This window comes from Nitrosopumilus sp., assembly GCF_025699125.1.
GTDB lineage: Archaea > Thermoproteota > Nitrososphaeria > Nitrososphaerales > Nitrosopumilaceae > Nitrosopumilus.
In genome coordinates this window covers 836,918-851,605 of the sequence record NZ_JAILWC010000001.1, presented here as the reverse complement: position 1 = coordinate 851,605, position 14,688 = coordinate 836,918, and the positions used below count along the sequence as shown (strand labels likewise).

Here is a 14,688-nt window from a genome sequence, read left to right as displayed (position 1 = left end):
TTTAAAAAATAATCCATTTTAATGAAAAGATTTGTTTTCTGCTTGTTTGATATATTTCAAAATTAATTTTCAATAAAGCCGTTTTGTATTAGTGCTGTTAATCCATCAAAAAATATTCTATCCACAAGTTTTCCATCTTGCCAAATTAATGCACGATTTTTAAACCAACTTGGAATTTCTGAAGTTTCTGGTTCCAATTCCGTTTTATTTGTATCAAATGGAACATAACTAAGAATTGTATAAAATTCATCATCTTCCTGAATTATTTTTATTTTGTCATCATTTTGTTTAATTGAGTTGTTTTTTTCCTCACTCACAATTACAAATCCATTTGAAATCAATAATTGAGTAGTTTTAATTTCATTGTTATTTTTTATTGGTACATCTACAATTTGTTGAACTAACTCTAAATACATTTGATCATCTATTGCCCCTCTTATCCACCAATTAGTGATATTTCGTAGTATGTCTTTTACTACTTGTGAAGAATATAGATCATCTGGTAAATATTTTAATGATTTTTGATTAACTATTTCTTTTACCGGCGACAATACTGAATAACCATCTCCTGAAATATCTGAACGAATTATTGAAATCATTTTATCACATTCATCTGCCACAATTCTCTTAATACACATATCATAATCTGATTTAAAATCTAACATTCTTGTAATTGATTCTGAATTATATCCATAATACGATAAAATGAACTGGGATAATTTTTCAGATAATGACCAAGGAAATTCGACATTATCATATGCAGAACTAAATTGTGGCGGAACGGTGATCATGATTACATGTTTATTCATTCTGTCTGAACCAAAATGTGCGTATAATCCATTATATCCGTATTTTTGAAATAATTTTTGTCCAATTCTTTCATCAAAAACTAGAATATTCAAATCAACATTGTCTGAAAATGAGTTTTCAAAATATTCTCCAGAGTATAAACATGTGGTTCCAAATCTCTGATTGTTGATTTTGTACATTGAAAAATATTTGTCAATAATTCCCGAGATATCTTTAACTTTACGATCTTCAGATGCATTACATCCTGTTTTGTCTGAAAGATAAATTACCTGCCAAGAAAAACCTTCACCAGTTGATTGTCCATGTGTTGGAGTAGTAACTAATGTAAAAAATAACATGACTACTAAAGATGAGATAAGAATTTTTTGATTCTTCATTTCAGACATCTTGTTATTTGTTCTATGTCATATGGTTTGTAGATGACATCTGTTGGTTTTACTTTGTGTAGTTTTTTATTTGTGGCAGCGGATTTATCTGCTGTAACCATGATTACTTTGGCTTTGGGATCTATCTTGCGAATTTGTTCTAGAACATAAAATCCATCAAAATCAGGCATCATAATATCTAAAAATACTGCGTCTGGACGTATTTTCTTAAATGTCTCTATTGCCTTTTTTCCATCGGTGCATCTTTCTACAGTGGACACTCCCTTAATTTCTAAATAATCTGCAAAAATATTTACTGCGTCTGGATCATCATCTACTACAAGTATTGTTGATTGTTTTTCATGTTTCTTTTCTTTTTTACTATTATCTTCTATAGATACATCCTCGCCTGATTCCCATAGAAATTCACACAAACTTTGCATGTTTTTGATTATATCATTTGAATTTGTGACCATCACTGATTCTTCATTGATATTTTTATTTACTTGTGATGATGTATTTCCTGACATTAATACTTGGGTTTTACTACATAGTAATCGTCCTGGTGAGGGGAGCGTGACAATTCTAAATTTATTTATTCCCAATCTTTGAATGTATTCTAGTTTTGTTGATAATTCAGGACCTGTCATCAATTTGATTTTTGTATTTTGTTTAGTTGCTTTTTTTATTGCCTCTGGAATTGAAGTGTAATACATTCGAATTATATCTGAAAGTGTCACTACAATGTACAATCTATCTTTTGTTTCTTCAATTATTTTTGTCATCTGATCATAGATGTTGTTTCTATTAGAAACAATGGTCAATTTTGGTAATCCAATTTGTGGTTCATGTAGTTTTAGACGTGATAAAATTTTTAAGAACTGTGAACTGTTTTTTTCTAAATGTTCTACTTTTTGTTTTTGTTTTAAAATAATATCCTTGAGAATCATTTCTGGATCATTAGCTGAAAACTTGATAGGTGATGACAGTGTGGATGTTGCAAATCCCAAATTTTTTAAATTCTCTAAAATTTTATAGGTTCTTACCCTATCGATTTTTGTAAATGCACTAATCTCACTTGCTTTAACTGAGCCTAACTGAGCTAATCCTACATATGTTTGTGCTTCATCTTCTTCTAATCCAAAATCACGAAGAATTGATATTTCATCACGCTCTTCTTTTTGATTAAGCTCCTCTTCTAGGGAGATATCTTGAACTTGCATATGATGAGTTTTACGTCTTTTTCGCTATATCATTAGATGTGTTTACAATATTTACAAACAATTTATGGTAAATTCCCAAAAAATGGTGGCTAGAAATGTACACATTTGTGATGACATTATTCTATGATGATAGCTTACTTTTGACAAGCTACTCTTTAGTTTTTAAATTCAGGCATTAATCTCATGAAGATTAGGACCAAATTGGTGCTAGAAATTATAGTTTTGTTTGCACTAGTTGGCATGATCTCCTTTGTTTCTATAATGAATACAAAACAACTACAAGATACATTTTCAAGCATTAATAGTGAAACCCTTCCTATATTAGACACTTTAAAGAATATGCGTTATGCATCAACCCAACTGTCTGCTATCACTATGGAAATTGTGTTAATTGAAGATGAGACTAGAAATGTACAAGAGAATGAATACCGAGAATTAGAAGAGATACTTGAAATTAATTTCTATAGGATTGAGCAAGCAAAATCTCTGTTTAATGATGCATTTTCAAAATATTCTAATATTATGTCAAAAAATTATCCAGATGAAATTAACCATACTGAAGAATTGGCGGAAAAATGGAATGAAATGTTATTTGTTTCAAACAAAATGATTCAAACAAAAACATCTGGTATTTCAGGAATTAAGATTCTAAATTTGAACAAAGATTTTGATTCTTCATTTGATGCAATGAATGCCGAAATCGATCGTGCTATTACATTAACTTCAGGAAACATTGATCAAAGACAAATATACATTGACTCACTAGTATCTGAAGTCACTTGGAGCATTGTGGTCGCATTAAACATGTTTGTCTTGACTGCATTGGTAATTCGATTTCTAATTTTAAGATCCATCTCTAACCCTCTAAATAAAATCCGACAAGTTACACATTCTATTGCGAAAGGGGATTACGTCATGTATCCTGTAAAAGGAAATGATGAGATTTCGGAACTAGGTAAAGATATCAATATAATGTCAAAAGATCTTGCAGAATTACATAAGAAAATAGTTGAGAAAGAACGATTGTCCTCTATTGGCAGTTTGGCAACTCGTTTTGCACATGATATCCGAAATCCACTATCAGTAATCAAAAATAGTTTTGAAATTATTGAAATTAAAACAAAAAATACTCTTGACGATGGCATGATTAAAAATTTCGAAAGAATAGGAAGAGCTGTCGAAAGAATAACTCATCAAACAGATGATGTTTTAGATTTTGTTAATGTTACTGAATTAAAACGTGAAAAACACTCCATACTGGGTATCCTTAAATCAACGATAAAAAATATAAAAATTCCTTATGGTGTAAAAATTATTCTTCCAGAAAATGACGCTGTAATTTTATGTGATCCGTATAAACTTGAAATTATTTTCACTAATTTGATTAATAATGCATGTTACGCAATAAATAATGATGGCCAAATAACATTTAGAATTGTTGAAAATGATGATGATGTATTGATTGAAATTGAAGATTCAGGAAAGGGAATTCCTGAGGGTGAAATTAATAAAATCTTTGAACCTCTATTTACTACCAAACAAACTGGTACTGGTCTAGGATTATCTAGTTGTCAGAGTATTGTGGAGGCACATGAAGGTAAAATCTCTGTAAAGAACAATCCTACCACGTTCTCTATTTCATTGCCAAAAAATCCTCGAAACCATCAAATCCCAATAAAAAAAGAGTACGCAAAACTAAAGGAAGGGCATATCGCAACCAAGTAATGTTTTAGCTGATTCTGGAGTTCCAGAAAATGTTTGTAATTGTATTACAGACAGAAGTTCATTATCTATTCTATTCTTATAATATCTACATTGAAGACTCAACCTAGTACAAGTTCTAGAATTCTATTCTTATCTTTGTCAATTCTACTCTTAACATGGAGTTTTGCAGGTTCCACTCCAACATTTGCAGATCCTGGAAACGGCAATGGCGGTGGAAACGGCAATGGCGGTGGAAACGGCAATGGCGGTGGAAACGGCAATGGCGGTGGAAACGGCAATGGCGGTGGAAACGGCAATGGCGGTGGAAACGGCAATGGCGGTGGAAACGGCAATGGCGGTGGAAACGGCAACAGTAATTCCGATGAACAAAAGGCAGTTGACAAAGCACAAAAAGCAATTGAAAAGGCAGAAAAACAAGCTCAAAAGGCAGTAGATGACGCAATTAAAAAGGCAGAAAAACTCACTGCAAACACATTTGGCAATGATAAATTAATTGAAGATGCAATCATTCAAGCAGTAGATGAAATTATTGAAGAATCATTCCAATCAGATCCCTCGTTAGACAAAACTGAACACAAAGTCAGTGATGCTCAAAAAGAATCTCAAAAAGGACATCTAGTAAATAAAGTCATGTCTATGATGGCTACAAAGGATCTTGACAAGCAATACAAAGGAAAATCCCCTGATGCCAAATACCGCGCAGAACTTGCAAAAATTGAATTACAACTAATCAAAGACACTCAAAAAGTAAAATTGGAATATTTTGAAAAGATTTTAGATGTAAATCCTGGATTAACCATAGAGGCAGATAACATAGAAAATAAAGTCAAAGAAGTCTCTTCTGAAATACAAAATGAAAAGAATCCTGGACTGTTGGTAAAGAAAACAGACAAGCAAGTACGAAAACTACTCCAAAGTGAAAATCCTGATGACGATGCATGGAAATTTGGAATTGATTCACAAAACGGCAAAACAAGAATTGTCTTAGAATTATCAAACACAGATCCTGAAACTATTGAGAAAATCCAAAGTCTGTCTGATATTGAAGTACAAGGCGATAATTTAGTTCAAATTACCACTGATATTCAAAATATCCCAAGAATAAACTCTATGATGGATGTTACAAAGACTCGAGCAACCACAAATCTATCTGATTTCACTAGAGATTCATTTGAGACAGTAAAATCACCATTCCTCAACTCTGATGTTGTTGTCAAAACAATTGGTGATGTAAAATATGCAAACCTTGTTCAATTAAGCAGCGATGCATCAGATTCCGTTACAAAATCCGACTACACTTATCCAATTTCAGAAGGCGTGTTCACCATTAATGCCGACATTGTACACAATTCAGGAATTACAGGAAAAGATGTCAAAGTTGCAGTACTTGATATAATATTTGATACTGATAATCCAAAAATTTCCGACAATATAGTGGATTTTAAATCCTTTAGAAACTCATTTGAGAACTCTATGATTTCTCAAACTATCACCCAAGGAGAAACTACTAGTCATGGAACTGCAGTAGCAGAAATTATTTCAGATGTTGCACCAAACGCTAAGTTACATCTCTATGAGATGAACACTGATGTAGAGTTTGGTCGTGCAATTGATGAGGCAATTGCAAATAATGTAGATGTGATTGCAATGGCTGCAGGATGGCCTAACCTCCCAACTGATGGTTCTAGTCATATTACTAAGAAAGTTGAAGAAGCAATCAATAGTGGAATTACAGTAATTGTGCCATCTGGTAACTTTGCAGAAAAACACTGGGAAGGAACATTCTCCGATGATGATCTTAATGCATGGCACGAATTTGCAGAAAATGATGAGGGTCTCTCAATTACAGTATCTGAGTCTCAACTTAATAGCCACGTGCCAATCATGCTTTATCTAAACTGGAATGATGGGCTCGGAGATTTATCTGACTTTGATCTGGTATTAGTTGATCCATTGGGACAAATTGTAGACTATTCTGCAAACACCCAAACAAAAGACTCTCAAAAAATTGAAAGTATCTTCTTTATGCCAAAAATGGCAGGAATGTATGCCATAGGAATCTCATCCGTAGGTGAATTTAAATCTCTTTCAGATGTCCCAACTCATTCTTCCTTGGAATTATTCTCAGTGAATAACAGCATTGAATATCCTGTATCTTCAGGAAGTGTTGTGGTTCCATCTGATGCCAAAGGTGTCATTGTAGTTGGTGCAGTAAATAATGTTGATGGAACTCTAGAATCATTTAGTTCCCATGGGCCTACAAACAATGGACTATCAGTTCCAAGTGTAGTGGGACCAAACGGTGTAACTACAATTGCGTATGGCGGTAACTTGTTTTATGGAACATCAGCCACTACCCCCCATGTTGCAGGCATTGCAGCACTAATGATTGATGCAAATCCTGACTTGTCCCCTGAACAACTATTAGATAACATTGAGCGAAACGCAATTCCAAATTCACACGGAAACAATCACAATGAGTATGGATTTGGCTCAATTGATGCAGCGTTCATTATAAACTAGTTAGAACTTTACAATTAATTTTAATTGAAATATAATTACTTCATAACTTGTAATTTCTAAAATGGTTTTATGTACTCTAAAATGTGTGTAATCTGATTACAAACAAGTCTATACTAACATGACATGATATCATATAGTAATGACAACATTGACGACAACTGAACATTCTGGAATTAAACTTCTAAGTGTGATGGTAATTGCTGGTGTGGCCTTTTCTGGCATGACTTTTTTTATGTTAGGTGGCGGATTTACATCATCTCTACTTTCTGATAAAAACTACGAACTGCTTTGCAATACTGGATTATGTTTTGATCCATCGTCTGCATCATTTCCAACTGGTATATTTATTCAACAGAACCAAGGATTTGATTCACAAATGATTGGAACAAACACTGATAGTTTCTCGGCATTCAGGGCTGTAAAGACTTCTGTTTCTGACATTCAATTCACCGAAAATTCTGCAATTCTTTTCTCTTCAAAAGATAGTTTTGTTAGAGAAGGATTACAAACATCAAATGAAGGCTCTAATAAAGTTCTACGAGTAATGGGCACTGGTCCTACTAACAATCGTGTCCTCATTGGTTTTGATGAAATACAATTGGGAACTGCACTAGGTGATAAAACATTGGATTCTGCAAAACTGAAAATCTTTGTAGTGGATAATGACGGCCGATGGCAAGAGGGACAATCAGTTACTGTTCGCAGTTTAACTGAACCATGGCAAGAAGGAATTGGCTCTAATGCCCCATTTGGAAATTTCATTGGAACACAAAAAGGTGTTACATGGGATTGCTCATCTGAAGATAACTGTACAAATTGGGATGGTGGCAGTTTTAAGGCCACAGTTGCTGACACAGTAGTTATCTCAAATGATGTGTCTGGCAAATGGATAGAGTTTGATGTTACTGAAGATATCTTGGCATATCTTGATGGCACTCCAAACTATGGTTGGGTTATCATGAAAAGCGATGAAGACTCTTCGGGTAGAATCAACATTGCAGCACGAGAGACACAAGATAATATTCCTCAGTTGGAATTAACTTTCACATAAAATCCAACACTTTTTTCTTATTTTTCTTTATTCAAAAATTCTTCATATCTATTTTATTTAATAGAGAAATTTTGCTTACGAATAACTTATCTGTCAAGCTTAAATTGGGCAACTTTTACGATTTACTGGGATTGTGGTCTAGCTTGGTATGATTCTGCGTTTGGGACGCAGAGATCGAGTGTTCAAATCACTCCAATCCCACCATTATCTTATTATCAAATTAATAACTAGTCTACTTGCCGAGCAATGAGGAAGAGTTAGAGAATTGACTTTGATATGAAGTAAACTAATGGCTCTGAGCTCCGGCATGTTTTTATGAATTCTTTTAGGTGTTGTTTTATTGAAATTTGAAAGACGCGACATTTTGCTAATTGTAGGACTTCTACTTTTTATGATTGGCCTGATCCCATTTATGGCGCCAGTTTATGCCGCTATAATTGTAATAGTCATGTATTTTGGAATCAAGGTATACGTGGGGAAAAAAAGACAATTAATCCAAAAAGATGTTGGGGAGGGAATTTGTATGGAATGCGGTTCACGTATTTTTAATAAAAAATGTCCCAATTGTGACTATTCTAAAGAATAATTCATACGTATGCCTTAATAGAGAAAAATCGTAAAATTTTTCATGTTTTTAAGATATATGACTTTAACAACAAGCTCAACTTTTCCTCAATTTCATTCTAAAAAGAGTGCTATAATCAATCAAAACAGGAAATAACAATGAAAAATCATCTATCTTTAGTACTATCTTTGTTCTTACTAGTTGCACTTGTTGTTCCTGTATATGCTCAAACAAACTCTGAGCATGTGGTGATAAATGAAGTTGATATCAATCCTCCTGGAAATGATGCGACATCTGTATCTGAATGGATAGAACTTTACAATCCTACTAATTCTAATGTTGACTTGGGTGGTTGGAAAATTGCATCAACTACTGTTCTTAAAAAAACTATGACTATTCCTAGTGGAACTATAATTCAACCTGGACAATTTTTGACCTATTCTTATCAAAGTGTTTGGTTTACTGATTCAAATGAATCCGTTGAACTACGAGATAAAAATGGAATTGTGATTGACAAAACTCCACTACTTGCTGATATTCAAAATGATTTTAAATCTTGGCAGAGAATCTATGATGGTTATGACTTTGATAGTTCTGATGATTGGAAATTTGTAACATCCACTGCAGGTTCTTCAAATGGTAAGCTTGTAGAGGCTCAAGATTCAGATGAAATCACGGTCACCATATCTACTGATAAACCATCATACTTGTTTGGTCAAACTGCAACAATAAAGGGCAGCGTGTCTGAAGAAGTTTTTATTGTTAAACCCTTTTTCCAATCAGAGCCAATTAAAGTAAATATTTCTGGGCCTGATTATTCACAATCTCTTACTTTGTACCCTGATTTAAATCTCAATTACAAAACTTCTCTAAACTTACATCAGGTTCTGGGAATTAATGAAGGAGAATATACAGTATCAGTTTCATATGCAGGTTCAACTGCAAAAACTAATTTCTTAGTCGGCTATGAATTGGCGGAACAAAAAACAAAAGGAGATTCCTCTCTTAGTATAATTACTGATAAATCTCAATACATTCCAGGACAACTGGTTTCAATAACTGGTCTTACTTCAGAAACTATTCCATTTGAAGGAATGAAAGTAACTGTGAAAGACCCTCAAGGTAAAGTTGTCTCAAGTGGCAATTTGTATCCGACAAAGGATAAATTTTCGACTAGTTTATTCTTAACAACTGTAAGTCCAGTCTATGGTACATACGAGGTATATGCTGAATATTTTGACAAATCCGCATTAGTGACTTTTGAAGTAATCAAAGATGTAAAAGAAGATAAATCAATTTCACTATGGACTGACAAGGAAGTCTATGGATTAGGAGAAACTGTCACTATTACTGGAAGATTAAATGATAAATGGGTGGATTCATTTAATTTAGAAATTGTTCAGACAAAGAATCTTTCATTGGGAGGCACTACAGGTGGCGGTTCCACATTAAAAATTCTTGATGTAGTACGATTAGATGGAGATAGTAAATTCAAATATTCGTTTAAAATTCCGCAAAGCGACTCACGATTAGGTGGTTATTCTATAAATGTCAACAAAGATATTGGCTCTGCAACAAAATACATCCAAGTAGTAAGAGATCCTTCAACATATGTCAAATCAAATCTTCCTCTTACCGTCTTTACTGATAAACCTCTATATGATTTTGGTATAGACAAAAAAATCATTATCACTGGTCAGATAGCTAACACCGTTTCCAGAGCAAGTTTCGAAACTGCTCCTGTTAAAGTCACAATTCTAACAGAAGATGGAAAACCGTTACAAATTACTGGTTCTGCCAATACTGGGAACCTTTCTACCCGCGGTGTTTCAATTGATTATGACTTTACTGCCATTCCTGAATCATCAGGAATCTTTACCGTCACTACTGATCTGAACAAACTGATTTTCTCTGAAGGTAAATATGTCGTTAAAGCTCAATATGAGGGGTTATTGGTAACCAATAGTTTTGAAATTGCCAATTCCCTTGATTTGAAAAGTGGTGCTATCATTTCTCTTGATAAAGAAGTATATGGATTAGGTGAAACAGCCCATCTTGCAGGAGTCCTTCCTCCAACTGGTGATCGTTCTGTAGTCATAACAATTACCAGACCTGATGGAACTAGAACTGATTTAGGTGCAACTGTACATGAACAGCGATTCACATTTGACTGGAAAATTCCCATCGCTGAAAAAACTCAAAATCTAAAAACTGATGTCAAAGAAAGAGATGTAACAAAATCCAATTTTGGAATATATAAAATCAAAATCTCTACATCGTCAGAAAGTAAAAATCTCTTCTTCAAAGTCTCACCTGATCCTCAAAATGACTCCCTGTCAAAAACTCCAGTTTTTGTAACAACTGAAAAATCCCTCTACAAGGCAGGCGAAAAACTAAAGGTCACTGGAAATATTATCAAAAGGGTTCAAGGTGATCAAGGCCTTGTAATACCTGAACGAATCTTAATCCAAGTTCTTGATGGCACTTTTCCATACAAACAAATCCATGAATCATCTGTTTATCCAACACAAGGCGGCGACTTTTCAAGTCTATTTGAATTACCTGCCACAATTTTTCGTGAAGGAAGTTATACAGTAAAAGCACTTTATGGAAACACCCTTGCCACTTCAACATTTACAGTAGCAAATGATTTTGCATTTGGCATTGATGCTCCTTTGTCTCTTTTACTATCTACTGATAAATCTGAATATTATCCTGGAGATGTTGTAGTTATTACTGGAAAACCAAACAAACTAATCTATCTAGAAAAGTTTGAAGTTAGCGTTGCTAAAAAAACAGGTAATGAAATATCATGTGGCTCTTTTATTTGTGGTAAAAATTCTGGACCTGTAACTACAATTCGTCCTAGTTCGTCAGGCTCTTTTACCTATCACTTCACAATCCCAGCAGATGCATCTGCAATTGGTTCATACGAAGCATTAGTTGACGCAGATTTTGAAGCAAAATCCATCAAATTCAACGTAATTGAAAAACCAAAAATTCCAAAAGTAGACACAATAATTGAGAAAGAAAGTAGACTTGCTGAAAATATGATTTCTGTTTTTACTTCAGAAAAAATTGTTAATGATGTAACTGTTGCACCTCGAGTCTTTTCAGGTTCTTTGATAACTCCAGCTAGAGGTGAGGAATCAAGTGTTAACATCAAAGTTTCCACTGGTACTGGAATTTGTATAATTGGTCCTGATACTGAATGTCTCGTTAGTGAATCTACCCGAAAACCTGGACAAATCTATGATGTGGTGGAAGTTGATGGAACTGCTCTAAATGTAAGGTATAGCGGTCCTGATGTACGATTAGAAAAATTCAGTATTTTGCCTGAATCTACTGATGGATTCTTATCTGACGCCAATTGGGATGTAGAAATTATCAAAGATGATCAAGTTTCACGATTCTACTACAAAATAACATACAAAACACTAGAGTAAATTCAAAATACTCTACATTTTACCACTAATCAAAATGAAGTTACAAGTTTTGATGTTTTATCAAGATGATCCTAAAAAATGCACAGCTGCTAAAATGGTGAAATTTGGACTTGCTCAAAATATAACAAAAATAGGGACCAAAGGATTAGTGTTAGATCCTTTTTCTGAAAAAACTTTGCTTCCTAAAGATAAGTTTTTGATTAATTCGGTTGTTGGAATTGATTGTTCCTGGAATCTTGCAGAACATGCCTTCTCAAAAAAATTCAACGGCATCAAGAGAAAACTACCTCCTCTGCTTGCTGGAAACCCAGTTAACTATTCAAAACTAAATAAACTCACTACTGCTGAAGCTCTGTCTGCAACATTGATAATTCTAGGATTTAAGGAACAAGGTTTGGAACTGCTTGACAAATTCAAATGGGGGCATACATTTTATGAACTCAACCAAAACCTCTTTGAAGAATACTCCAAACTTGAAAATGAACAACAAATAGAATTGATTCTCAAAGATTATGGTCTGGAATGACGTCTCTTCTTTATGATGATTATGATTCCAATCACTGATCCAAATGGAATAATCCAATACCAAAGTTCTGTTTTGTTTTCTGAAACATCGATGTTTGTATCAGCACTTTTTGGTAATTCTACTTTATCTTTGGTTATCATGAAACTTGATTCATAAAAATCTGGTTTTAAAACAGAATCTGAAATTGCAAATATTTTGATGTTGTTTGATCCAATTCCCAACTCATTTGTAATTTCAGGAGGTATGTTAACGGAAATGCTGTTTTTATCTAATTTGAGTGTCTTTGATGATATCATATCTCCTTCACTGTTTGTTAAAAAGTAAAGTATTTCATCTGAATTTTCTGTCTCAACCGCGAAATTTATTTCGTTTCCTCTTTGAAAAATATCTTTCATATTTATTTTCTTTATTTGTGGAAATTTTGCTTTTTCAAACTGTTCCCATTTCCCAATTTTAAATGGATATGAATCATCTTTGAATTCTTTAACTGTAATTGTTCTTGATTCAGGAGAGTATGATTTTAAATAAAATGGTCCATTGCTAATTACTGCATGATTATTAGTTTCAATCCATTTAATTGATGCATCGTACCTGTTTTGAAAATACTCTGAATTCCCTTTGCTCTCTTTTAGTGATTCTGGAATGTAGTTTGTATCTTTGAATTCTTGCAGATAATTTTTGATGGTGTTTGCATCATTTGGAATAATTAATGACAACCAGTTGACATTTTTGCTAGTTGCTCCAGATCTTGAAAATGATACTTTACCATCAATCACTGCTTTTTCCATAGCAACAGAAATTTCCCATGGTACTGAATTCCACAACAATGCCCATTCTGCAATTTCCCCGTCATCAAAATGCCAATAATCTACGTAGACTTCCACTGTATCTTCATCAATTGGATTTACTCCCTTGATTGTCTGGATACTTTGAGCAGCTCTTGGTGTAAATTCGGTATCAAAAGTTCTATCATTCTTATCCGTCTGTGTTCCCCATTCTATTGTAAAATATAATGAGTACAAAATATCATTCATATCCATTTTTTGTCCATTGTGCCAGTTACTAAATTCAAAATCAAATGTAACTTTGCTTGTTGCAAGCGTGTTTGGTTCCACATTCATCCATTTCTGCAATGTAGGATTCCACATTTTTGATTCATTTGGAATCTTTATTTTATCATCTGGCCCTGAGGTTTCAATCTTCCAATCTGCTCTAACTGGAATTGTTTCACCAGTAAATGGATGTTTGAATGTTCCAGGATCTGAAATTATTCCCCAAATATGTCTACTATAACTATCAGTTAACCCCATTATTGGATTCCATGCCCCTTGATAGATTTGCTTGACACCAATGACTAACTCATCACTATCCCCTCTTGCATTAATTGGGGTGAATCTGCTTGGAACCCCTGCACCAAAGTCATTTACTACTCCGTTAATTTTCTCATTTGTAACATATTGATCAATCTTACTTGCCAAAAAAACTCTAACTGATTCATTAATTCCTTCAACAACAGCTTCTTGAATTAACTCTGATCTTTTTTCTGATGAATCAAAATCTCCAGTGTAAATTTTCTGAGTCAGTGCATCTAATTTCTCGTTCTTGTAATTCCAATATGCTGGATCATTAAACCCTGGCATATTTGAAAACCAAGGAGAGTACATTTGACCTAATCCTACTGAATCATATTTTACAAATGCAGAACGCCCCCATCCCTCAGTGTACAGACTCCATTTCAAATCAGAAGGATTTGAACCGTACACTATAACAAATGCTTTGTTAAGATCTCCAAAATCCTTTTTGACTGTAAATCCAATTCTTTCTAGTTCTCCTGATAAAATCTCTCCAATAGATTTTCTTACAGGATCATCACTTCTGATGAAAATTGTGATTTCTATTGGAATATTTGCAAATTCCCATTTTCCATCTATCTTAACTGCTCCTTTCTTGTTTAATTCCCTAGTGATTATCTCGTCTGCTAGTGCAGGGTTGTATTTGAAATTAAATGACTCAAGTTGTTTGATTATCGTAAGGTATTCTGGATCTGATGGGCTATAGTAAGAAATGACGGGTGAGCCATACCCGCCCATTAATTCATTGACGATTAATTTTCTGTCTACCAAATAATTTAGGGCAAATCTAATTTCTCTATTTGAAAAAGGATTGAATTTTTCAGATTCTGCAGGATTTACAAGAATACTGTATGATCCTCCTGTGGAATCAAAAACCTGTAACCCTTCTCTTGATTGAAGATTTTCTAATCTATCTGATGAAATTCTATAATAATACACGTCTAGATTTCCATTTCTTACTTCCTCTAATGCTGTGTTTTCATCCATATATTGAATGAATTTAACTGAATCAAAAAACGTATTTTTTTCTGCAAATGATTCGTTATACATTAAGGTTGCAATTGAAAGAGCTAGTAGAATTACTAGCAATTTTTTCATATTC

The 14,688-nt window shown here is 33.6% G+C and carries 9 protein-coding genes and 1 tRNA gene; 7 read left to right on the top strand and 3 right to left on the bottom strand.

Features of this window, described 5'->3' with window-relative positions; all coding sequences use genetic code 11:
- Nucleotides 1-62: 62 nt before the first annotated feature.
- Together K5783_RS05260 and K5783_RS05255 are read right to left on the bottom strand one after the other, a co-directional pair.
- The gene (locus tag K5783_RS05260; RefSeq protein ID WP_297472619.1) at nucleotides 63-1,187 is read right to left on the bottom strand and encodes a hypothetical protein; all 1,125 of its coding nucleotides are present in this window, start codon (nucleotides 1,185-1,187) and stop codon (nucleotides 63-65) included.
- Nucleotides 1,184-2,398 (bottom strand): response regulator, encoded by a 1,215-nt coding sequence (locus K5783_RS05255; protein ID WP_297472617.1) that lies wholly within the window; start codon nucleotides 2,396-2,398, stop codon nucleotides 1,184-1,186. The genes K5783_RS05260 and K5783_RS05255 overlap by 4 nt, the downstream gene beginning before the upstream one ends.
- A 183-nt stretch (nucleotides 2,399-2,581) precedes the next feature.
- Between K5783_RS05255 and K5783_RS05250 the strand changes: the two genes are divergently transcribed.
- From K5783_RS05250 to K5783_RS05220, 7 genes are all read left to right on the top strand, one after another.
- Nucleotides 2,582-4,123 carry an ATP-binding protein gene (locus tag K5783_RS05250; RefSeq protein WP_297472616.1) on the top strand — a complete coding sequence of 514 codons (1,542 nt, stop codon included), beginning with the start codon at nucleotides 2,582-2,584 and terminating at the stop codon, nucleotides 4,121-4,123.
- A gap of 90 nt (nucleotides 4,124-4,213) precedes the next feature.
- Nucleotides 4,214-6,646, top strand: coding sequence for a S8 family serine peptidase (locus tag K5783_RS05245; RefSeq protein ID WP_297472614.1), 2,433 nt, complete (start codon nucleotides 4,214-4,216; stop codon nucleotides 6,644-6,646).
- Nucleotides 6,647-6,785: 139 nt separating this feature from the next.
- Nucleotides 6,786-7,697, top strand: a complete 912-nt coding sequence (locus tag K5783_RS05240) for a DNRLRE domain-containing protein (protein ID WP_297472613.1) — start codon at nucleotides 6,786-6,788, stop codon at nucleotides 7,695-7,697.
- A gap of 127 nt (nucleotides 7,698-7,824) precedes the next feature.
- Nucleotides 7,825-7,901: transfer RNA gene (locus K5783_RS05235), tRNA-Pro, on the top strand.
- A gap of 136 nt (nucleotides 7,902-8,037) precedes the next feature.
- Entirely contained in the window at nucleotides 8,038-8,283 is a 246-nt protein-coding gene (locus tag K5783_RS05230; protein ID WP_297472612.1) for a hypothetical protein, read from the top strand.
- A 137-nt stretch (nucleotides 8,284-8,420) separates the two neighbouring features.
- A complete protein-coding gene (locus K5783_RS05225) occupies nucleotides 8,421-11,708 on the top strand; it encodes a lamin tail domain-containing protein (protein ID WP_297472610.1) in 3,288 nt (1,095 codons plus the stop codon).
- Between the two features lie 34 nt (nucleotides 11,709-11,742).
- Nucleotides 11,743-12,234 (top strand): DUF367 family protein, encoded by a 492-nt coding sequence (locus K5783_RS05220; RefSeq protein ID WP_297472609.1) that lies wholly within the window; start codon nucleotides 11,743-11,745, stop codon nucleotides 12,232-12,234.
- On the opposite strand, the gene K5783_RS05215 is transcribed toward K5783_RS05220, so the two are convergent.
- Nucleotides 12,219-14,684: an ABC transporter substrate-binding protein gene (locus K5783_RS05215; protein WP_297472608.1), complete on the bottom strand. Its 2,466-nt coding sequence runs from the start codon at nucleotides 14,682-14,684 to the stop codon at nucleotides 12,219-12,221. The genes K5783_RS05220 and K5783_RS05215 overlap by 16 nt on opposite strands.
- Nucleotides 14,685-14,688 lie beyond the last annotated feature (4 nt).